Consider the following 20,462-nt stretch of genomic DNA (forward strand, 5'->3'; position numbering starts at 1 on the left):
GCAATGTCGGACGCCCGGCCGCCGGGCGGGGTTGCGCGTGACCAAGGTCTCGGCCGCGCGCGGGCCCCGCGGTGGCATGGTGGAACGCATGACTCCAAGCGCCACCGCCGCCACCGCGCCCGCCCGTGCCCGTACGGGCGGTCCTCAGGAGGACGACCCGAAGATCCTCGAACACGTGCTGGGCTGGACCCTCGTGGTGGTCCTGGCGATGCTCGTCACCCAGCTCCACCTGATGTGAGACCGGGGACGGGCCCCTCCGGACCCTGATGCCTGCTCCGGTGTGAGCTGGACCACCTGGCTGCCATACTGCGTCACTCGCAGCGATCGCACACCAGGACCGGAATTGAACCTCAGTGACCAGCGGGCGCGCGGCACCGACCGCTCCGCCGCCCGCCGTGCCGAACTCCTCGCCATCGGGCGGAAGTTGTTCGCCGACACGTCCTACGACGCGCTGTCGATGGACGACATCGCCCGCCACGCGGGAGTCGCCAAGGGCCTGATCTACTACTACTTCACGTCCAAGCGCGGCTACTACCTCGCCGTCGTCCAGGACGCCGTCGACGACCTCGTCGCACGGGCCGCGGGCGCGGGCGCGCTCTCCCCGGCCGAGCATGTGCACCGCACGGTCGACGGTTACTTACGCTACGCCGAGCACCACCAGGCCGCCTATCGGGCGATCGTCACCGGCGGCGTCGGCTTCGACACCGAGGTGCAGGCCGTACGCGACAGCGTCCGCGAGACCATGATCGCCACCATCGCCGAAGGCGCGTACGGCACCGCGCGCGTGCCCCCGCTGGTCCGGCTCGCCCTGCTGGGCTGGCTGTGCGGGGTCGAAGGTGTCACGCTCGACTGGATCGGGGACCGCGGCGTCCCCCGCGAGACCGTCTGCGCGCTCCTGGTCCGCACCCTCGGCGAGACGCTCCGGGTCGTCGCGGAACTCGAACCCTCCTGCCCGGCCCCGCGCGCGGCCGACGCGGCGTGCCGCGCGAAAAACTTGGAGTAAGCGGTCGTTAACTAGTGACGCGGGGCTCCGGATCGGGAATACTCGACACGCCGCAGCCGCTGGTCAGCCGCTTCCGAGACCCGGAAGGGGAGCATCGGCTCGGTAGTGACCACCCGGCGGCGCCGCCTCACCCCGCGGCCGTCGCCGCAGCGCCGCCCAGGGAGGAGAGCCCCGCCATGCCGGAGCCAGGAGTCGAGCGGCACTTGCCGACGGACGAAGCTCAGGACCTGCTCCAGCTGGTCCGTGACATCGCGCAGCGGGAGATCGCCCCGCGCGCGGCCGAGGAGGAGGAAGCCGGCCGCTTCCCGCGCGAGGCCTTCACCCTGCTCTCCGCGTCGGGCCTGCTCGGCCTGCCCTACGACGAGGAGTTCGGCGGCGGCGGACAGCCGTACGAGGTCTACCTCCAGGTCCTTGAGGAGCTGGCCGCGGCGCGCCTGACCGTCGGCCTCGGCGTCAGCGTCCACACGCTCTCCTGCCACGCCCTCGCGGGCTTCGGCACCAAGGAGCAGCGCGCCGAGCACCTGCCCGGGATGCTCGCGGGCTCCCTGCTCGGCGCCTACTGCCTCTCCGAGCCGTCCTCCGGCTCCGACGCCGCGTCCCTGCGCACCAAGGCCGTCCGCGACGGCGACGACTGGGTCCTCACCGGCACCAAGGCGTGGATCACCCACGGCGGCGTCGCCGACTTCTACACGGTCCTCGCCCGCAGCGGCGGCGAGGGCGCCCGCGGCATCACCGCCTACCTCGTTCCCGGCGACGCCGAGGGCCTGAGCGCCGCCGCGCCCGAGAAGAAGATGGGCATGAAGGGCTCGCCCACAGCCCAGGTCCACTTCGACGGCGTTCGGGTGAGCGACGCCCGCCGGATCGGGGAGGAGGGCCAGGGCTTCCAGATCGCCCTGTCCGCGCTCGACTCCGGCCGGCTCGGCATCGCCGCTTGCGCCATCGGAGTGGCCCAGGCCGCGCTGGACGAGGCGGTGGCGTACGCGAAGCAGCGCTCCCAGTTCGGCCGGCCCATCGCCGACTTCCAGGGCCTGCGCTTCATGCTGGCCGACATGGCGACGCAGGTCGAGGCGGGCCGTGCCCTGTATCTGTCGGCGGCCCGGCTGCGCGACGCGGGCCGGCCCTTCGCCAAGGAGGCGGCCATGGCGAAGCTGCTGTGCACCGACGCGGCCATGAAGGTGACCACGGACGCGGTCCAGATCCTCGGCGGCTACGGCTACACGGCGGACTTCCCCGCCGAGCGCCTGATGCGCGAGGCGAAGGTGCTCCAGATCGTCGAGGGCACCAATCAGATCCAGCGGATGGTCATCGCCCGTCACCTCGCCGGTCCTGAGACGCGCTGAACTGACCGGCCCGCACGGTCGGCGCCACCAGCCGCGCCCACTCCGGGTCGTGCCGCCCCGGCAGGGTCCGCCCCCGGTCGGCCCAGGCCGCGAGCAGGGCCCGGAAGATCGGCGGGTCCTGCGGATGGGCCAGCGCCTGCTGCGGCGAGAGCCCCGTCGCGGCGGCGTGCCGGGGCTTCGGGGCGGGCGCGGACGGAAGGGCCGGCGAGAGCTGCGAGGCGGCGTGGACGGCGCCGGTCGCCTGGAAGGTCTGCGCGGGGGGCTGTGACTGGGGCGCCTGCTGCGACGGGGGGACCTGCTGCGGCCGACGGGCGTGCTGCGCCTGGTGACCGGGGGGTGCCTGATGCCCGTGTGGCGGCTGGTGCCCATGCGGTGCCTGGTGCCCGGGCTGTGCCTGGTGAGGCTGCTGCCCTTGGGGGGCGTGGGCCTGAGGGGGTTGCTGAACCGATTCTGCGAGGGTCGGTACGAGCATGCGCCTACGCCGTCCGGTGGGCGCGGGAGCCGGGGTCTGCGTCGGGGTCATGCCAGGTGAACGCGCGGGGGAGCGGGACGGTCACCGGTTGCCGGAATCGCCCGTGCGTTCGCGGGCTCACCGGGCCCTGGGGCCGGGGGCGTGGGGTGTGGGGGCCGGGGGCTCGGGGTGAGGGCGCGGGTTCCGGGGGCCAGGGGCTCGGGATGAGGGCGTGGGTGGCGCTCCCGCCGCGCCTCTGGCGCCCGTACGAGACCTGACGTACCGTCAACTCCCCTGCCCGGCCCCGCTGTCCGAGGCCCGGGTGGGTCCGTCGTGCCGGTGTTCAGGAGGGCTGCGTGGTGGAGGACGATCGTCCCGTCGCTTTCGACGAGTACCCCGTGCATCAGGTGCCCCTGTCGATGAAGCACGTCGCCACCGGCGACCGCAACGCCTACGACCGCTGCATCTTCCACCTGGTCGACCCGACGGGCGAGTTCCTGCTCATCCTCGGACTCGGCGTCTACCCCAATCTCGGCATCATCGACGCCTACGCCACCCTGCTCACCGGCACCACCCTGCACGCCGTCCGCGCGAGCGACGCCCTCGACGACGAGGCCCGCACCCGTCTGGAGGTCGGCCCGCTGCGCATCGGGATCGACCGGCCGCTCCAGGAGTTCACGCTGCGCTGCGCCGCCGACCCGGGCGACCCGGACGGCCTGTCGTACGACATCCGCTGGAGCGCCGACTTCCCGGCCCTGTGGGAGCCGCACCACATCCAACGCCGGGGCGGCCGGCTCATGTTGGAGGGCAAGCGGTTCGTGCAGGCCGGCCGCTGCGACGGGCGGCTGCGCATCGGCGGCCGGGACGTCGAGGTGCGTGGCTGGACCGGGACGCGGGACCGCAGTTGGGGCGTGCGGCCGGTGCCGGGGGAGGAGGGCGGCCGGTTCGCCGAGGAGCATCCGACCGAGGGGTTCCACTGGATCTGGGCCCCGGCCCGCTTCGACGACCGCTTCCTCATGGTCGTCGCCCAGGAGGACGCCGACGGCTACCGCACCCTCAGCGACGCCACCCTGGTCCGCGAAGGGCACCGCGACCGCCAACTCGGCTGGCCCCGCGCCGACATCACGTACCGCCCCGGCACCCGCCACCCCGAGCGCGCGGTCGTCCACCTCGCCGACCCGCACGACGGCAAGCCCCTCGAACTCGGCGTCGAGATCCTCGCCTCCTCCCCGCTCGCTGTCGGCGCCGGCTATCCACCCGCCGACGACTGGCAGCACGGCACCTGGCAGGGGCGCGGCTGGACCGACCGCCGCTCCTACGACCTGAGCGACCCCGCCGCCCACCCCCTCGCCGCGTACGGAGTCACCGACCACGCCGCCCGCTTCACCCTCGAAGGGCGCGTCGGGTACGGCATCTTCGAGCACGGCAGCTTCGGACGGCACGACCCGAGCGGCTTCACCGACTTCCGCTCCGTGGCGCCCGCACGGCCCTGACGACCAGGCAGCGAAAGGGAGTTCGGCGATGGCGACAGCACCCCGGCAGCCGCGACCACGGACCACCACCCGCGACCCCGAGGAGATCCGGCGCCGCCTCACGGTCTGGCTGGACGGCCGGCTGCCCGGCGCGCGGGCCGCGGACGTCACCGTGCCCGAGTCCAACGGCATGTCCAGCGAGACGCTGCTGTTCACCGTCGAGCACCCGGATCCGCCCCTTCGGCGCTGCGCGCTGCGGCTGGCGGCGGACCCTTCCGCGTACACGGTCTTCCCCGTCTACGACATGGCCCGGCAGTACCGCACGATGCGCCTCGCGGCCCGCTGCCCCGGGCTGCCCGTGCCGCGTGTGCTGTGGCTGGAGGAGGACCCGGGGCCGCTCGGCGCGCCGTTCTTCGTCATGGAGCGCGTCGACGGCCGCGTCCCGCCCGACGTCATGCCCTACACGTACGAGGGGAACTGGCTGCACGCCGCGAGCGACGGCGAACGCGCCGCACTGGAGGAAGCGACCGTCCGGCTCCTCGCCCGGCTGCACGACGGAGTGCCCGCGCGCGAGGCCGCGTTCCTCGCACTGCCCGGCGACAGCGGCGCGCTGCGCAGACACGTCGAGGCCCAACGCGCCTACTACGGCTGGGTGGTGGACGGTCTGCCGCGCTCACCGCTCATCGAGAGCGCCTTCGCGCGCCTGGAGCAGATGTGGCCGCGCGACCCGGGCGCACCCGTGCTGAACTGGGGCGACGCCCGTATCGGCAACGTCATCTACGACGGGTTCCGGCCGGCCGCCGTACTCGACTGGGAGATGGCGGCGCTCGCCCCTCGCGAGGTGGACCTCGGCTGGGCGGTCTATCTGCACCGCTTCTTCCAGGACCTCACCGAGAGCTTCGGCCAGCCCGGTCTGCCCGGCTTCCTGCGCCGCGACCGCGTCGAGGCCCGCTACGCGGACCTCACCGGCCACACCCCGCGCGACATGGACTTCTACACCCTGTACGCGGCACTGCGGCACGCGGTCGTCATGCTGCGCATCGCCTACCGCCAGGTGCACTTCGGCGAGGCCGCCGTGCCCGAGGACCCGGACAGCCTGATCCTGCACCACGACAGCCTGCGGGCCATGGTGCAGGGCAGGTACTGGGAAGACCTGGGCTGAGCCAGGAAGGTGACGGTGCCTCAGGCGGCGGGACGCACGGCCTGTCGCGGCACCCGCAGCGGGCGCGAGCCGGGCCCGCCCACGTGCGAGAAGGGCTGCGTACGCCAGTCGAGCCCCTGAGGGAGCGTCAACAGCAGCGCGGTGTCCTGTTCCTGAGCGCCCGTCACCTCGTCGGCGGGGCGGGCGTCCATGGCGGCACGGCCGGTGCCCGCGCAGACGGTGAGCCCGAACGGATTCCACGGCGACGCGCAGATCGCATGCTCGGGCAGCGTGTCCTCGTCCGCGAGGAGCGCGATGGGCTGGGCGCAGTCCGGGCAGATCACCCGGTACATCTCGAAGGTGTCGTACGCGTCGTCGTCCTCGTCGAAGGCGTCGGGTTCGACGCCCTCCGGCTGGGGCTCGACGACCGCCTGCTTGCGATGGTGCGCGGCAGGGCGCCCGGAACGCTTCACACTCTGCATGGGATTCTCCCCCTCGGGTGGGCCGGCCGCTGATGTCCTGGGGTGCGGCCTCGACCACAGCAAGCACTTCCCGCCCCGTCGTCGGGGTAATCGCCGCCGAACCCCGGACACGGCCTGAGGGGTGTGGCGTTCGTCACATACTGATTGCGCGTGCCCGCTCGGCGGTAGGAGAGGCGCCCCTTTCGTTCCCCTCCGGCGGGCGCCGGCCGGTCCTTCCGGTATCCGGGGCGATCCGTGGCCCTGTAGGTTCTGCCGCATGGAGGAGCTCGACCGACAGATCGTGCAGCTGCTCGTCAAGGACGGGCGGATGAGCTACACCGACCTGGGCAAGGCCACGGGCCTGTCCACGTCGGCCGTTCACCAGCGCGTACGCCGCCTGGAGCAGCGCGGCGTCATCCGCGGGTACGCGGCGGTCGTCGACCCCGAGGCGGTGGGGCTGCCGCTCACGGCGTTCATCTCGGTGAAGCCGTTCGACCCGAGCGCCCCCGACGACATCGCGGAGCGCCTCGCGGGCGTGCCCGAGATCGAGGCGTGCCACAGCGTGGCGGGCGACGAGAACTACATCCTCAAGGTCCGTGTGGAGACCCCGCTGGAGCTGGAGAACCTCCTGGCCCGGGTCCGCTCCCTCGCCGGCGTCTCCACCCGCACGACGGTGGTCCTCTCCACCCCCTACGAATCCCGCCCCCCGAAGCTCTAGCCCAGCTCAGGCAGGAACGCCCCCGCCAGGGGGCGCGAGGAACTGCGCAACACCCCAGCGGACCCGCACTGCCGATCGGACGCCCACTCCAAACGCCCCCGACAGGGGGCGCGGGGAACTGCGCGAGCAACCCCCACCCACACGCACATACACAGCCCACCCCAGGTGGCACCTCGCTAAGGGGCGCGAGGAACTGCGCAACACCCCAGCGGACCTGAGCCCACAATCCCGGGCCCGCCCCGAACAGACCCGCCGCCGTCACCAGACACCCCGACCCAAACCCCCCGAACCCCACCCGGGACACTAGGGAACATGAGCACGCCCCCCAACCCCCGCACCGTCCTCCTGCGCAGAGGCGAGGTCCACAGCCCCGCAGACCCCTTCGCCACGGCGATGGTCGTGGAGTCGGGTCACATCGCCTGGGTCGGTTCAGAGGGCGCCGCGGACGCCTTCGCGGACGGCGTGGACGAGGTCGTCGACCTCGACGGCGCCCTGGTCACCCCGGCGTTCACCGACGCCCACGTCCACAGCACCGCCACGGGCCTCGCCCTGACCGGCCTCGACCTGACGGACGCCCGCACCCGCGAGGACGCCCTCGCCCGCGTCCGCGCCCACGCGAGCGCCCGCCCCGCGGACCGCGTCCTGCTGGGCCACGGCTGGGACGCCGCCCGCTGGCCCGACGACCGCCCGCCCTCCCGCGCCGAACTCGACGAGGCCACCGGCGGCCGCCCCCTGTACCTGTCCCGCATCGACGTGCACTCCGCCGTCGTGAGCACCGCTCTGCTCGACATGGTCCCCGGCGTCGCCGACCGCCCCGGCTTCGACGCCGAAGGCCCGCTGACCCGCGACGCCCACCACGCGGTCCGTGCCACCGCGCTCGCCGCCGTCAGCCCCCAGCAGCGTACGGAGGCCCAGCGCGCCGCCCTCCAGCACGCCGCGTCCCTGGGCATCGGCTCCGTCCACGAGTGCGGCGGCCCCGACATCTCCTCCGAGGACGACTTCACCGGCCTGCTCGACCTCGCCCGCTCCGAGCCCGGCCCCCGCGTCGTCGGCTACTGGGCCGAGCGCGACATCGAGCGGGCCCGCGCCCTAGGCGCCCTCGGCGCGGCCGGCGACCTCTTCGTGGACGGCGCGCTCGGCTCCCACACGGCCTGCCTGCACGGCCCCTACGCCGACGCCCCGCACAGCGGCACCTCCTACCTGGACGCCGACGAGGTCGCCGCCCACGTCGCCGCCTGCACGGAGGCCGGGCTCCAGGCCGGCTTCCACGCCATCGGGGACGCCGCGGTCACCGCCGTCGTCACCGGCGTACGCGCCGCAGCCGAAAAAGTCGGCCTCGCGCGCGTACGGGCAGCCCGCCACCGTGTCGAGCACGCGGAGATGCTCACCCCCGAGACGATCGCCGCCTTCGCCGAACTGGGCCTGACGGCCTCCGTGCAGCCCGCGTTCGACGCCCTGTGGGGCGGCGAGGACGGCATGTACGCCGACCGCCTCGGCGCCGAGCGGGCCCGCACCCTCAACCCGTACGCCGCCCTGCTGCGCGCCGGTGTGCCGCTCGCCTTCGGCTCGGACAGCCCGGTGACCCCGCTCGACCCGTGGGGCACGGTCCGCGCCGCTGCGTTCCACCGCACGCCCGAGCACCGCGTCTCCGTACGCGCCGCGTTCACCGCCCACACGCGCGGGGGCTGGCGTGCCGTCGGCCGCGACGACGCCGGTGTCCTCGTGCCGGGCGCCCCCGCCGACTACGCCGTCTGGCGTACCGACGAGCTGGTCGTCCAGGCGCCCGACGACCGCGTGGCCCGCTGGTCGACCGACCCGCGCTCCGGCACGCCGGGGCTGCCCGACCTCACGCCCGGCGCCCAACTCCCCCTGTGCCTGCGGACCGTGGTGTTCGGACAGACGGTCTTCGTACGGCCGGACGAGTGATGTACCGGGGCGCCGCGCACCGGATCGCGCGCCGGCGCCCTCCCGCACGACCTGCGTATCCTCCGCCCTGACCAGGCCAGTTCCGATGAACCCGCAGGTCAAACGGCTGTTGACAGGACGCGGAGGTCGGCGGGTAGGTTCGGCCGCGTCCACCACCTTTCCGTACGACCGGTCAGCTCCACGCAGTCGTAGAACGCAGCAAGGCGCCCGCGCCACGGGGCGCTGGAACGTTCCGGCCGGTCGACGAGGTGCGACCCGGGTGGGGCCCGGGCGTTCAGTAGACAACGGCTTTCGGACGACCCGCAGCCAGCGGGCCCCAGGTCGGCCCGAAGGACGCCCGGCCCCGATCCCGCAGTGTGAACACGCACGTTGACGCTCGCTATGGTGGTCCCCTTGTGCAGGAAGTCTGAAGGGGAAGCTGTGAACGACGGCGGTGGGCGCAGGTTCGGCCCTCTGGGTACGGCCTTGGTGATCATCCCGACCTACAACGAGGCGGAGAACATCGAGTCCATCGTCGGCCGCGTCCGAAAGGCCGTGCCCGACGCGCACGTCCTGGTCGCCGACGACAACAGCCCCGACGGGACGGGAAAACTCGCCGACGCCCTCGCGGCCGACGACGAGCAGGTGCACGTCCTGCACCGCACCGGCAAGGAGGGCCTCGGCGCGGCCTACCTCGCGGGCTTCGCGTGGGGCATGGAGCACGACTACGGCGTGCTGGTCGAGATGGACGCCGACGGCTCCCACCAGCCCGAGGAACTGCCCCGGCTGCTGACCGCGCTCAAGGGCGCCGATCTCGTGCTCGGCTCGCGCTGGGTGCCGGGCGGGCGCGTGGTGAACTGGCCGAAGTCCCGCGAGTTCCTCTCGCGCGGCGGCTCCACCTACTCGCGCTTCCTGCTGGACGTCCCGATCCGCGACGTCACCGGCGGCTTCCGCGCCTTCCGCCGCGAGACCCTCGCAGGGCTCGGACTCGGCGACGTCGCCTCCCAGGGCTACTGCTTCCAGGTCGATCTGGCCCGCCGCGCGGTCAAGGCCGGTTTCCATGTGGTCGAGGTGCCGATCACGTTCGTCGAGCGCGAACTCGGCGACTCCAAGATGAGCAAGGACATCGTCGTGGAAGCCCTGTGGCGGGTCACGACATGGGGCGTGGGGGAGCGCGTGGGCAAGGTGCTCGGACGCGCCCCCGAGGCCCCCGACGCGCGTTCTTGATCACCCGCTTACGCCGTTCGGACGCGCCCCCAGGCACACTGGGGGCATGACCACAGGCGCACCCTCCCGCAACCGGCCCGCGGGGCCCCGGCGCTCCCGGGCCCGCACGCTCGTCCCGCTCGCCGTCGCCGCGTGGCTCGTGCTGGAGATCTGGCTGCTGACCGTGGTGGCCGGCGCGGTCGGCGGGCTCGCCCTGTTCCTGCTGCTCGTGGGCGGTGTCGTGCTCGGCGCGGCCGTGATCAAGGCCGCGGGCCGCCGCGCCTTCCAGAACCTCCAGGAGACGCTCCAGCGCGCCCAGAGCGCCGCACAGAGCGCCGAGCGCCCGCCCGAGGCCGAACAGCGCCGCGGGGGGAACGGGCTGCTGATGCTGGCCGGCCTCTTCCTGATCATCCCGGGCCTCATCACCGACGCGCTCGGCCTGCTCCTGCTGATCCCGCAGGTCCGCGCCCTGGTCGGGCGGTACACCGAGCGGACCGTCGAGCGGAAGATCGGCGCCGCGAGCGCCGGCTCCGGCACCCTCGGGGACGCGTTCCAGCAGGCCCGGATGCACCGGCCCGGCGGCACGGTCATCCAGGGCGAGGTCATCCACGAAGACACCCCCGGGCAAGGCCCCGGGCACGGCGGGGACGAGACGGATGGTCCGCGCCCGCCGATCATGCCCGGCTGACCGCGCGCGGCGCCCGTCACGGGCCCGGGGTGCGGGCCTTCTCGTACGTCACCTGCTTCGCCTGCGGGAGCTCTCGTACGACGCGGCGGCGGAGACGGTGAGCCCCCTCCCGGTATGACGAAACCGGTATGACGAAACGGCCGGGGCCGGACACACGGTGTGTGTCCGGCCCCGGCCGTCTGCGCGGGTCGCGCCCGCTCGCGGGTCAGGCCGACTTGCGGCTGTCCCGCGGGTGGACCGCGATGTTCATCGCGCCCGAACGCAGGACCGCCAGGCGCTCCTCGAGGACCTCTTCGAGCTCCTCGCGGGTACGCCGCTCCATCAGCATGTCCCAGTGTGTACGCGCGGGCTTGGCCTTCTTCTCCTCAGGGCCGTCACCGTCGACAAGGAGTGCCTGGGCCCCGCAGACCTTGCACTCCCACTCCGGCGGAATTTCGGCCTCCACCGAGAAGGGCATCTCAAAACGATGTCCCTTCTCGCATGCGTACTCCACGGCCTGGCGCGGAGCCAGGTCGATGCCGCGGTCCGTCTCGTAGCTGGTCACCACGAGGCGTGTGCCGCGAAGAGCTCGCTCACTCATGAATCGTGCCTCCCGGGCTTGTCGCCCACAGGACAGGTGTCGCTGTCGTCGTCATCCGGTCAACGTCCGGTCGGCGGTAAAGATTCCCGGTCCCCGGGTCATGCGTCGCCGTCGTAGCCGCCCCTTGTTGTACCCACCGGCGCCCGGTTTGTCACATCTGACACCAGATGTCACCTAGTGTTTCATGATCTTGACATGCAGTAACGGTACGCCTGGCAGGCCAACCGCGTACACTACCGGCCTTTGCCTTCAGGTACTAAATCCGGGTCGGTACGGGGTTCCCCGCGTCGCGTACCGCCTGACGAACAGGAACCCTCGCAAGCAGGACGAACCCGATCACGAAGAACGCCACAAGGGACACGATCGCGTCCCGGTAGCTCCCGGTCATCTGGTACGCGAGCCCGAACACCAGGGGCCCCAGCCAGCTCATGCCCCGATCACTCATCTCGTACGCGGAGAAGTACTCGGCCTCTTTGCCGAACGGCACCAGATGCGAGAACAGCGAACGGGACAGCGCCTGAGTACCCCCGAGGACCAGACCGATGCCCGCCGCGAGCACGAAGAACCACACGGGCGCGCCCGCCGGCAGGAAGAACCCCGCCCCGATCGTCACCGTCCACGCCACCAGAGAGCCGAGGATCGTGCGCTGCGCGCCGTACGCGCGCGCGAGGCGGCCCATCGCCAGCGCCCCCGCCACCGCGAGCACCTGCACCAGCAGCACCGCCACGATCAGCGTCGACTGGCCGAGCCCCAGCTCCTCCGAGCCGTAGACCGACGCCTGCGAGATCACCGTCTGCACGCCGTCGTTGTAGACGAGATACGCCAGAAGGAAGGACAGCGTCAACGGATGCCGGCGCATGTCCTTGACGGTCGCCAGCAACTGCCGCACGCCCGGAGCCGTCCCCGCCGCGCCCACGCGCGCGGGTCCCCGGTCCCGCAGCCGCCGCAGCGGTACGAGGGTGAACGCGCCCCACCACACGCCCGCCGACGCCAGACAGATCCGCACTGCGGCGGACTCGGAGACGCCGAAGGAATCGTGCGCCATATAGAGCACGAGATTCGCCACCAGGACGAGCGCGCCCGCCGCATAGCCGAACGCCCAGCCGCGCGAGGACACCGCGTCCCGCTCCTCGGGCGGTGCGATCTGCGGCAGATACGAGTTGTAGAGGACCATCGACACGGCCAGCGCCGCGTTCGCCACCACGAGCAGCGCGCCGCCCAGCAGATAGCGGTCGCCGTCGAGGAAGAACATCCCCGTCGTCGCGGCGGCCCCCACGTACGCGGAGAGCGCCAGCAGCGGCTTCTTGCGGCCCGAGCGGTCGGCCGCCGCGCCCGCCAGCGGCATCACGAAGATCGACAGGATCACCGACAGGGACACCGAGTAGGCGAAGAACGAGCCCGCCCGCACCGGCACGCCCAGCGGATGCACATAGCCGTCCGCGTCCGCCGCCGCCTTCGCCACCGCCGTCAGATACGGGCCGAGGAAGACCGTGAGGACGCTCGTCGAGTAGACCGAGCAGGCCCAGTCGTAGAAGTACCAGCCGCGCTGTTCCCGCTTGCGGTCGGCCAGGGCGCTCGCCCCGGCCGTCGTCGCCGTGCGGACGGTGTCGGTGCCCACCCGTGTCCCCTTGTTGTCCCCGTGGTCCGGCGCCGCGCGGGCCCGCTCAGACCCAGCAGCCCCGGTCCTTGAGCACATCGCGCAGCGTCTCGATGTGATCGGAAACTATGCCATCGACCCCGAGGTCGAGAAGCCTGCGCATCTCGGCCTCCTCGTTCACCGTCCACACGTGCACCTGCACCCCGCGCGCGTGGGCGGCCCGTACGAAGCGGTGGTCCACCACGCGGATGCCGGACTGCGCGACCGGCACCTGCGCCGCCACCGCCGAACGCCGCAGCGCCGCCGGCAGCCCGTACGAACGCAGCCGCAGCCCGAGCACGCCCCGGGTGCCGTACGACGTGGCCAGGCGCGGGCCCGCCTGCGCCTGCGCGCGGGCCACCCGCGCCTCGGAGAACGAGCCGACGCAGACGCGGTCCCACGCGCGCGTGCGGCGCAGCAGTTCCAGCAGCGGCGACAGCGCCGGCTCCGCCTTCACGTCCACGTTCCAGCGGACGTCGGGGAACGCGTCGAGCAGGTCCTCGAAGAGCGGGACCGGCTCGGTGCCCGCCACGCGCGCGCGGCTCACCTCGCGCCACGGCAGCGCGGCGATGGCGCCGCGCCCGTCGGTGACCCGGTCGAGCGTCGTGTCGTGGAACGCCACCAGCCGGCCGTCGCTCGTGGCGTGCACGTCCGTCTCGATGTAGCGGTAACCGAGGTCCACCGCGCGCGTGAACGCGGCGACCGTGTTCTCCAGGCCGTCCGCCGCCCCGCCGCGATGGGCGAGGGCGATCGGGCCCGGATGGTCGAGATAGAGGTGGCGTACGCGAGGGGTCACCGTCGCAGTATCGCCCGCCGAGGTGCCCCACCGGCGGCCGAGGCCGGTCCGGAGGCGGGCGCGGGGACGGCGAACACCCGCAGGAAGAACTGCGCGAGCGGCCCGATCGTGAGCGCGTACAGGACCGTGCCCGCGCCGATCGTGCCGCCGAGGGCGAAACCGCTCGCCACGACCGCGATCTCGACGACCGTGCGCATCAGCCGGATCGAGCGGCCGGTGCGCCGGTGCAGCCCCGTCATCAGGCCGTCCCGGGGGCCGGGGCCGAAGCGCGCCGCGATGTACAAGCCGGTCGCCACGCCGTTGAACACGATCGCCGCCGCCATCAGCGGGACGCGCAGCCCGTACGCGTGGATGTCCGGCACCAGGGCCAGCGTGCCGTCCATGGCGAGGCCCACCACGAACACGTTCGACACGGTGCCGAGGCCCGGCCGCTGGCGCAGCGGTATCCACAGCAGAAGCACGATCGCGCCCACGATGATGGACACGACACCGATGGAGATGCCCGTCAGCTCGGCGAGCCCCTGATGCAGCACGCCCCACGGTTCGAGGCCGAGGCCCGCCTCGACGAGCAGCGCCGAACTGACGCCGTACAGCGCGAGACCCGCGTACAGCTGGACGAGACGGCGGGGGAGTGGGCCGCCGGGCCCCTCGGTCGACGACGCGGTCAAGAGATGCCCCCTGTGGTGGTAGTGGCCTGACGCATGACACTGTGTGGCCTGTGAACAGCGGCCAACCATGGCCAATTCCGGGAAGGTGGACTGGACGGTATGGCTCAGTGGACCTCGGCGATCGGCTCGACGCAGCTCGCGCGGCTCCTCACCTCGCAGCAGCCGCGCCCCGCCGGCACGGGAAACCGCCGCCCGCCCGCCTACCGCGCCCTCGCCGACGGCGTCCGGCTGCTCGTCCTTGAGGGTCGCGTCCCCGTCGCCACGCGGCTGCCCGCCGAGCGGGAACTCGCCGTCGCCCTCTCGGTCAGCCGCACGACCGTCGCCGCCGCCTACGAGGCGCTGCGCGGCGAGGGCTTCCTGGAGTCCCGCAGGGGCGCCGGCAGCTGGACGGCCGTCCCGGCCGGCAACCCGCTCCCGGCCCGCGGCCTCGAACCCCTGCCGCCCGAGGCGCTCGGCTCGATGATCGACCTCGGGACGGCCGCGCTGCCCGCCCCCGAGCCGTGGCTGACGCGTGCCGTCCAGGGCGCCCTGGAGGAGCTTCCCCCGTACGCCCACACCCACGGCGACTATCCGGCCGGGCTGCCCGCGCTGCGCGCGATGATCGCCGAACGGTACAGCGCGCACGGCATACCGACGATGCCCGAGCAGATCATGGTGACGACCGGCGCGATGGGTGCCATCGACGCGATCTGTCACCTGTTCGCGGGACACGGTGAACGGGTCGCTGTCGAGTCGCCCAGCTACGCCAACATCCTCCAGCTGATGCGCGAGGCAGGGCTGCGGCTCGTCCCCGTCGCCATGGCCGACGGCCTCACCGGCTGGGACCTCGACCGCTGGCGGCAGGTGCTGCGGGACGCGGCGCCCCGGCTCGCGTACGTCGTCGCCGACTTCCACAACCCGACCGGGGCGCTCGCCGACGAGGCACAGCGCCGTTCGCTCGTCGACGCGGCCCGCTCCGCCGGGACCGTGCTCGTGGTCGACGAGACGATGACCGAGCTGCACTTCGACCCGGATCTCGAGATGCCGCGCCGCGTGTGCGCGTTCGACCCGGCGGGCTCCACCGTCATCACGGTCGGCTCGGCCAGCAAGGCGTTCTGGGCGGGCATGCGGATCGGATGGGTGCGGGCCGCGCCGGACGTCATCCGCAGCCTGGTCGCCGCGCGCGCGTACGCGGACCTCGGCACGCCCGTGCTGGAACAGCTCGCCGTCAACTGGCTGCTGAACACCGGGGGCTGGGAGGAGGCCGTCGGGCTGCGGCGGGAGCAGGCGCGGGAGAACCGGGACGCGCTGGTCACGGCGGTGCGGCGGGAACTGCCCGACTGGGAGTTCGACGTGCCGCAGGGCGGGCTGACGCTGTGGGTGAAGGCGGGGGGCCTGTCCGGCTCGCGGCTGGCGGAGGTGGGGGAGCGGGTCGGTGTGCGGGTGCCGTCGGGGCCGCGGTTCGGGGTGGACGGGGCGTTCGAGGGGTATGTGCGGTTGCCGTTCACGGTGAGCGGGGCGGTCGCGGAGGAGGCGGCGGTTCGCCTTCGGGCGGCGGCGGGGTTGGTTCGGGCGGGTGGGGGTGCGGGGGGTGAGGCGCCGCGGACGCAGATCGCTTGACGGGTGTTCGGGCGGGGGGTGACTTCTGGGCTCCCCGCGCCCCTTGGGCTGGTTGTTCACGTGCGGCCCGGTGGATGGCTGGCCGCGCAGTTCCCCGCGCCCCTGACGGGGCGCTGCCCCTTGGGCTGGTTGTTCACGTGCGGCCCGATGGGTGGCCGGCCGCGCAGCTCCCCGCGCCTCTGGAAGCGGGGCAGAGCCGTGTGGCTTGTGAGGGAGGGGTGCACGAAGTGCGCCCGACAGGGGCGCGGGGAACTGCGCGAGCAACTACGACGATGCCGAAGTCGAAGAACTACAGGTGCCCCCACCTGCCGAGGGGCGCGGGGAACTGCGCGACCGGCCACGGCGATGCCGATGATGAAGGACAGGTGCCCCACGCACCTAGGGGGCGCGGGGAACTGCGCAAGGAGACGTCCGCCTGCAACGCCGCCGCCAACCCGACGACCCGCGGAGCTATCGGTCCGCCAGCGCCTCCGCCTCACCCGGCACGGCCTCCACCGGCGCCCGATCGACCGCCGCCGCCTCCTCATCCGCCCCGGACGCCGCGGAATCCCCGGGAGTGACCCGCTCCGGCAGAAGCGCCAGCACCGCCCGCCGCTGCACCTCGCTGGTCGCGTCGTCGTACGGATCGGGCGTGGCCGGCACCTGGAGCCGGTGCACGGGCCCCGAGCCGAGCCGCGCGTACCCGCGCCCCGCGGGCATGTCGGACGTGGGCGTCGTCTGCGGCTGGGTGCCGAGCACGTCATCGAGGTCCGCCGGGGTCGCCGGACCGAGCACTACGCGCGCGCGGGTGTGCTGCCGGACCGGCTCGCTGAGGGAGTCGAGGCAGTCGAACTGCTCGGCGACGACGACGGTGACGCCCGCCGCCCTGCCGTGCCGCAGCGGCACCTGGAGCAGGGTCTGCGGATCGCGCCGCCCGTCGGCCGCCGCGAGGTGGGCCAGCGCGCTGGGCCGGTCGAGCAGGATCCACAGGGGGCGCTTGATGTCGTCCGGGGCGGGATGCCCGGCCTGACGCGCCCGGTTCGCGGCGATGAGCCGCCGTTCCGTCTCGTGCGCCGCCCACTCCAGGCTGGCGAGGGCGCCCGCGAGACCGCACTCGACGGCGAGGACGCCGGCGCGCCCGACGAGGAACGAGAACTCCCCGGTGCCGCTGCCCTCGACGACGAGGACGTCACCGTGCTCCAGGGCCTGGAGCGCGACCGACCGCAGCAGCGAGGTCGTGCCGCTGCCGGGCTGCCCGACGGCGAGCAGATGGGGCTCGGTGGAACGGACCCCGGTGCGCCACACGACCGGCGGCACGTCACGCTGCTCGTCACCGTCGCGCACGGGCAGCGTGCGCTGCACGCCCGTCTCGTCGGTGAAACCGAGGACCGTCTCACCGGGCGCGGTCACGAACCGCTGGGCGGCGATGTCGGTGGGCAGCGGTTCGAGGACGGTGACGGTGAGGTTGTTGCCCTCCTCGTCCCACTGGAAGTGGTACTCGCGGCCGCGACCGAGCTTGGCGTGCAGCAGTTGCTCGATCCGCGCGCGCGAGTCGGCCTCGCCGTCGGTGAAGTAGGCGGGGTAGCGGATCGACAGCCGGTCGAAACGGCCGTCGCCGTCGAAGTCGTACGTCTCGAACGCCTTCTCCCAGTCGCCGCCGTGCGTGTAGAGCGGGCTGGGGTCCTCCGGGACGCAGAAATAGGGGACCAGCGCCTCATAGAGCGAGGAGAGGCGCTGTACCTGCGACTCGTCGGGCCCGGTCTGCGCCGGCGGCTTCGGGTCGCGCCCCTTCCACGCGGCCGCTGCCATCAGGGTGATGAGCGCCAGCAGCGGCCCGTAGGGGATGAACACCACGACCAGGACGACGGCCCCGACCAGGAACAGCAGCGGTCCGCGCCGGTCCTTGGGGGTGTCCGCCCACTTGCGCCGCCCGGCGGAAGCGAGACGGCGCAGGCCACGGGTGATCGTGATGAGGGGGTGGAGGACGTCGGTGGCGCCGTCGGCGGCCGTCCGTGCCAGTTCCCGGCTCCGGGCGATCGAGGCGCTTCCGTTGCTCAGAATGCGGGGGAGTGGCCTGGCCACGTTCGTCTCCTGGGGTGTGTGCGGGTGGATGGGCCGTCAGAACTTGATCCCGCCGAGCAGGCTGGCGAGGCTCGCGCCGCCCGCCTTGATGCTCGGGGCGATGGCCGTGCCCGCGAGGTAGAAGCCGAAGAGGGCGCATACCAGTGCGTGCGAGGCCTTCAAGCCGTCCTTGCGGAAGAACAAGAAGACGATGATGCCGAGCAGCACGACGCCCGAGATGGACAGGATCATGAGGGTTCTCCTGGTTGATGGGGACAGTCACCATGAGTTCTTCCAGGCTCACAGCATGTATCTATACGACAAAAGGTGCAAATGGGTGGAAATCTATTCATTTCACCCGGTCGGCGGGCGGTGGGAGACCGCCCCGACCCGCTGTCGGAGGGACGTTCGCGCTGCCCGTGATCTTTGCCGCGGCAGCCGCGCGTCATGTGCCGCACCGGGCAGTACGCTGTCGATTCACTCGTACGGCCGCACGGTCGTACCCCCACGTATGCGAAAGGCGGTCCGACCGATGAGCGAAGCCCCCGACCCGGAGGTCGTGGAGCTGGCCACCAAGATCTTCGATCTCGCGCGCCGCGGCGAGACGGAGGCGCTCGCGGGCTACGTGGACGCGGGCGTGCCGGCGAACCTCACCAACGACAGGGGCGACACGCTCGTCATGCTCGCCGCCTACCACGGCCACGCCCCGGCCGTCCGCGCCCTCGTGGAGCGCGGCGCCGACGTGAACCGGCCCAACGACAAGGGCCAGACGCCGCTCGCCGGAGCCGTCTTCAAGGGCGCCGACGAGGTCATCAAGGCCCTCCTCGACGGCGGCGCGGACCCCACCGCGGGCACGCCCTCCGCGCTCGACACGGCCCGCATGTTCGCCAAGGCCGACCTCCTGGAGCTGTTCGGAGCGTCCTGACGCACCACGTGTGACCAGGCAGAACGGGGGCGGGGGAAATGCGGTCGCGGCGGGCTGAACCGCTGGGTCATGATGACGGCGTGATTTACGGACGCGAGCGCGGGGCAGATGGTGCCCACGTGCCCCGCGGTCCGTAAGCGGCCCGGAAGCGGGCCTTGGACGAGAGGCAGAGAGATGGTCTACAGCAAGCAAGAGACGGCGGGCGCCCCGACGTGTTGTCGCGCGGCCAGGTAAGTGCGGGTCCCCGGTTGCGTCGACGCTTGATGTGAGGCTGTTTCCCATGTTCGAACCGGTCATAGCGCCCAGCGGTACGCTGCTCGGCCTGCTCCAGAGGGGCCGCGGCGACGGCACCCTGCACGCCCTGACAGCCCCGCGGGACGAGGCTCTCGCGGCCCTGGACCACTGCGTGCTCAGCGACCCCCGCCACGACTGGCAGGTGGAGAACCGCTCCCTGTACTACGCACGTCTCTACCTCGATCTCCACGGCGGTCTCGGCGAGATCGAGCGCCACCTCTTCGCCCCCGAGGACGTCCTCGACACCGACGAGTGCCGCACCGGGCTCGCCCTGTCCGTCCTCGGTCACCTCGCCTCGTACGGCAGGCGCGACGCGCTGGAGCTGCTGCGCAGGTACGCCGCCCACGGCGGGAACTGGGCCTGGGCGCTGGACGAGCTGGCGCTGCGCGACGACGACGCGGGCCTGCGCGCCCTAGCCGAGCCCGTCCTCGCCCGCTTCCCCCGCCCCACCGAGGGCCCCGACGCCGAGCTGGCCGCCGCCGTCCGCGACGCCTACGAGCCCCGGCCCTGGCGGCTGTGGGCGCAGGACCCGCGCCCCCACGTGGGCGCACGCGTGCGTGCCGCCCAGGAGGCCGGCTCCTTCGACCGCTGGCAGCGCCAGATGCGCCCGAGCGGCCCGCGCCCCGAATGGAGCGTCCAGGCCGTCTTCGACTGGGCCCAGGAGGGCTTCGAGCGCGGCGCCGTCCTGTACGTGCCCGCCGCCCGCTGCCTGAGCGCCGTCGCGGGCCCCGGCGACCGCGCCGAGATCGTGCGCGCCGCCCAGGACGGGAGCGACGGCGCCCGCTGCACCGCCCTGCGCTACCTCGCCGACAGCGACGACCCCGACGCGCTCGATCTCATCGAGGCCGCGGCTCTCGCACCCTCCCGGGCCGTCGTGGACGCCGCCCTCGACGCGTTCGAGCGCATGTGCGGCCCCGCCGCCGTCCAGCGGGCCCGCCGCTGGGCACACCGGCCGGACGCGCTCGGCGCCGCCGCCGGCCGCGTCCTCGCCTGCCGGGGCACCGCCAAGGACAGCGACCTCGTCCTGTGGGCGCTGCGCGAAGCCGTCCGGGGCGAGGGCCCCGACGCCGCCACCCTCTGGCCGCTCGTCGACGGAGCGGGCCGCCTGGGCATCGCCTGCGCCGCCCCCGTCCTGCGCCACGTCTACCGCGAGACCGCCTCCTCCCATCTGCGCGGGCACGCCGCCCGCGCCCTCGCCGCCACCGACCCCGCCTTCGCCGCGGGCTTCGCCGTCGAATGCCTGTGGGACTGCGAGGAGAGCACCCGCGAGATCGCCGCCCGGCACGCCGAGACCGGCGACAGCCGCGTCGTCGACCAGCTCCGCCGCCTCGCCGCCGATCCGGCCGAGGAAGCCGAGGTACAGACCGCCGTCCGCAGCCGCATCGGCCCCGACGCGCCCGCCCGCTGACCCGGGCCCCACCCCGTACCCCATCGCACGCCGGTGACCGGCGGATGGACAGGAGGCGGCCCGCCGTACGAGGGGCCGCCTCCCGCCGTTCGCCCCGGCCACCCGGCGTTTCCCCGGGCGGCCCAACGCTC

Annotated in this window: 19 protein-coding genes; 12 read left to right on the forward strand and 7 right to left on the reverse strand. The window is 73.1% G+C overall.

What is annotated here, in order from left to right; all coding sequences use genetic code 11:
* The first annotated feature begins 88 nt into the window (after positions 1 to 88).
* The 5 genes from ACZ7LY_RS26425 (at position 89) to ACZ7LY_RS26445 (ending at position 5,428) form a co-directional block, all read left to right on the forward strand.
* A complete protein-coding gene (locus tag ACZ7LY_RS26425; RefSeq protein ID WP_471627204.1) occupies positions 89 to 238 on the forward strand; it encodes an SCO1431 family membrane protein in 150 nt (49 codons plus the stop codon).
* 105 nt (positions 239 to 343) lie between these two features.
* The gene (locus tag ACZ7LY_RS26430; protein WP_471627205.1) at positions 344 to 1,003 is read left to right on the forward strand and encodes a TetR/AcrR family transcriptional regulator; all 660 of its coding nucleotides are present in this window, start codon (positions 344 to 346) and stop codon (positions 1,001 to 1,003) included.
* A gap of 176 nt (positions 1,004 to 1,179) precedes the next feature.
* Positions 1,180 to 2,343 carry an acyl-CoA dehydrogenase family protein gene (locus ACZ7LY_RS26435; protein WP_471627206.1) on the forward strand — a complete coding sequence of 388 codons (1,164 nt, stop codon included), beginning with the start codon at positions 1,180 to 1,182 and terminating at the stop codon, positions 2,341 to 2,343.
* Between the two features lie 810 nt (positions 2,344 to 3,153).
* A complete protein-coding gene (locus ACZ7LY_RS26440; RefSeq protein WP_471627245.1) occupies positions 3,154 to 4,287 on the forward strand; it encodes an Rv3169 family protein in 1,134 nt (377 codons plus the stop codon).
* Positions 4,288 to 4,315: 28 nt separating this feature from the next.
* Entirely contained in the window at positions 4,316 to 5,428 is a 1,113-nt protein-coding gene (locus ACZ7LY_RS26445) for a phosphotransferase family protein (protein ID WP_471627207.1), read from the forward strand.
* Positions 5,429 to 5,448: 20 nt separating this feature from the next.
* Here the strand turns inward: ACZ7LY_RS26445 and ACZ7LY_RS26450 are convergent, their stop codons facing one another.
* Complete coding sequence (locus ACZ7LY_RS26450; protein ID WP_471627208.1) at positions 5,449 to 5,889, reverse strand: hypothetical protein; 441 nt, start codon at positions 5,887 to 5,889, stop codon at positions 5,449 to 5,451.
* 256 nt (positions 5,890 to 6,145) lie between these two features.
* Between ACZ7LY_RS26450 and ACZ7LY_RS26455 the strand changes: the two genes are divergently transcribed.
* The 4 genes from ACZ7LY_RS26455 (at position 6,146) to fxsA (ending at position 10,385) form a co-directional block, all read left to right on the forward strand.
* Complete coding sequence (locus ACZ7LY_RS26455; RefSeq protein WP_471627209.1) at positions 6,146 to 6,586, forward strand: Lrp/AsnC family transcriptional regulator; 441 nt, start codon at positions 6,146 to 6,148, stop codon at positions 6,584 to 6,586.
* A gap of 312 nt (positions 6,587 to 6,898) precedes the next feature.
* Complete coding sequence (locus tag ACZ7LY_RS26460) at positions 6,899 to 8,512, forward strand: amidohydrolase (RefSeq protein WP_471627210.1); 1,614 nt, start codon at positions 6,899 to 6,901, stop codon at positions 8,510 to 8,512.
* A gap of 381 nt (positions 8,513 to 8,893) precedes the next feature.
* A complete protein-coding gene (locus ACZ7LY_RS26465) occupies positions 8,894 to 9,718 on the forward strand; it encodes a polyprenol monophosphomannose synthase (protein WP_471627211.1) in 825 nt (274 codons plus the stop codon).
* A gap of 46 nt (positions 9,719 to 9,764) precedes the next feature.
* Positions 9,765 to 10,385: an FxsA family membrane protein gene (gene fxsA, locus ACZ7LY_RS26470; protein ID WP_471627212.1), complete on the forward strand. Its 621-nt coding sequence runs from the start codon at positions 9,765 to 9,767 to the stop codon at positions 10,383 to 10,385.
* A gap of 205 nt (positions 10,386 to 10,590) precedes the next feature.
* On the opposite strand, the gene ACZ7LY_RS26475 is transcribed toward fxsA, so the two are convergent.
* The 4 genes from ACZ7LY_RS26475 to yczE form a co-directional block, all read right to left on the reverse strand.
* Entirely contained in the window at positions 10,591 to 10,965 is a 375-nt protein-coding gene (locus ACZ7LY_RS26475) for an RNA polymerase-binding protein RbpA (RefSeq protein ID WP_003977404.1), read from the reverse strand.
* Positions 10,966 to 11,221: 256 nt separating this feature from the next.
* Positions 11,222 to 12,583, reverse strand: a complete 1,362-nt coding sequence (locus tag ACZ7LY_RS26480) for an MFS transporter (protein WP_471627213.1) — start codon at positions 12,581 to 12,583, stop codon at positions 11,222 to 11,224.
* Between the two features lie 46 nt (positions 12,584 to 12,629).
* A complete protein-coding gene (locus ACZ7LY_RS26485) occupies positions 12,630 to 13,397 on the reverse strand; it encodes a glycerophosphodiester phosphodiesterase (protein ID WP_471627214.1) in 768 nt (255 codons plus the stop codon).
* Positions 13,394 to 14,065: a membrane protein YczE gene (gene yczE, locus ACZ7LY_RS26490; protein ID WP_471627215.1), complete on the reverse strand. Its 672-nt coding sequence runs from the start codon at positions 14,063 to 14,065 to the stop codon at positions 13,394 to 13,396. Before yczE ends, ACZ7LY_RS26485 begins: the two co-directional genes overlap by 4 nt.
* 99 nt (positions 14,066 to 14,164) lie before the next feature.
* Between yczE and ACZ7LY_RS26495 the strand changes: the two genes are divergently transcribed.
* Entirely contained in the window at positions 14,165 to 15,664 is a 1,500-nt protein-coding gene (locus ACZ7LY_RS26495; RefSeq protein ID WP_471627216.1) for an SCO1417 family PLP biosynthesis transcription factor, read from the forward strand.
* A gap of 450 nt (positions 15,665 to 16,114) precedes the next feature.
* Here the strand turns inward: ACZ7LY_RS26495 and ACZ7LY_RS26500 are convergent, their stop codons facing one another.
* Positions 16,115 to 17,725, reverse strand: a complete 1,611-nt coding sequence (locus ACZ7LY_RS26500) for a hypothetical protein (RefSeq protein ID WP_471627217.1) — start codon at positions 17,723 to 17,725, stop codon at positions 16,115 to 16,117.
* 36 nt (positions 17,726 to 17,761) lie between these two features.
* Entirely contained in the window at positions 17,762 to 17,956 is a 195-nt protein-coding gene (locus ACZ7LY_RS26505; protein WP_018534760.1) for a hypothetical protein, read from the reverse strand.
* Between the two features lie 280 nt (positions 17,957 to 18,236).
* On the opposite strand from ACZ7LY_RS26505, the gene ACZ7LY_RS26510 reads away from it, so the two are divergent.
* Positions 18,237 to 18,629 carry an ankyrin repeat domain-containing protein gene (locus ACZ7LY_RS26510; protein ID WP_471627218.1) on the forward strand — a complete coding sequence of 131 codons (393 nt, stop codon included), beginning with the start codon at positions 18,237 to 18,239 and terminating at the stop codon, positions 18,627 to 18,629.
* Between the two features lie 280 nt (positions 18,630 to 18,909).
* On the forward strand, positions 18,910 to 20,331 hold the full coding sequence (locus ACZ7LY_RS26515) for a HEAT repeat domain-containing protein (protein ID WP_471627219.1): 1,422 nt from the start codon (positions 18,910 to 18,912) through the stop codon (positions 20,329 to 20,331).
* Positions 20,332 to 20,462 lie beyond the last annotated feature (131 nt).

The organism is Streptomyces sp. NPDC107550 (assembly GCF_055639095.1).

Excerpts from the sequence above, each read along its gene's own strand:
- ACZ7LY_RS26425 (WP_471627204.1), top strand. The coding sequence starts at position 89 with ATGACTCCAAGCGCCACCGCCGCCACCGCGCCCGCCCGTGCCCGTACG.
- ACZ7LY_RS26435 (WP_471627206.1), top strand. The coding sequence starts at position 1,180 with ATGCCGGAGCCAGGAGTCGAGCGGCACTTGCCGACGGACGAAGCTCAG.
- ACZ7LY_RS26445 (WP_471627207.1), top strand. The coding sequence starts at position 4,316 with ATGGCGACAGCACCCCGGCAGCCGCGACCACGGACCACCACCCGCGAC.
- ACZ7LY_RS26450 (WP_471627208.1), bottom strand. The coding sequence starts at position 5,889 with ATGCAGAGTGTGAAGCGTTCCGGGCGCCCTGCCGCGCACCATCGCAAG.
- ACZ7LY_RS26455 (WP_471627209.1), top strand. The coding sequence starts at position 6,146 with ATGGAGGAGCTCGACCGACAGATCGTGCAGCTGCTCGTCAAGGACGGG.
- ACZ7LY_RS26460 (WP_471627210.1), top strand. The coding sequence starts at position 6,899 with ATGAGCACGCCCCCCAACCCCCGCACCGTCCTCCTGCGCAGAGGCGAG.
- ACZ7LY_RS26465 (WP_471627211.1), top strand. The coding sequence starts at position 8,894 with ATGGTGGTCCCCTTGTGCAGGAAGTCTGAAGGGGAAGCTGTGAACGAC.
- fxsA (WP_471627212.1), top strand. The coding sequence starts at position 9,765 with ATGACCACAGGCGCACCCTCCCGCAACCGGCCCGCGGGGCCCCGGCGC.
- ACZ7LY_RS26475 (WP_003977404.1), bottom strand. The coding sequence starts at position 10,965 with ATGAGTGAGCGAGCTCTTCGCGGCACACGCCTCGTGGTGACCAGCTAC.
- ACZ7LY_RS26495 (WP_471627216.1), top strand. The coding sequence starts at position 14,165 with ATGGCTCAGTGGACCTCGGCGATCGGCTCGACGCAGCTCGCGCGGCTC.
- ACZ7LY_RS26505 (WP_018534760.1), bottom strand. The coding sequence starts at position 17,956 with ATGATCCTGTCCATCTCGGGCGTCGTGCTGCTCGGCATCATCGTCTTC.
- ACZ7LY_RS26510 (WP_471627218.1), top strand. The coding sequence starts at position 18,237 with ATGAGCGAAGCCCCCGACCCGGAGGTCGTGGAGCTGGCCACCAAGATC.
- ACZ7LY_RS26515 (WP_471627219.1), top strand. The coding sequence starts at position 18,910 with ATGTTCGAACCGGTCATAGCGCCCAGCGGTACGCTGCTCGGCCTGCTC.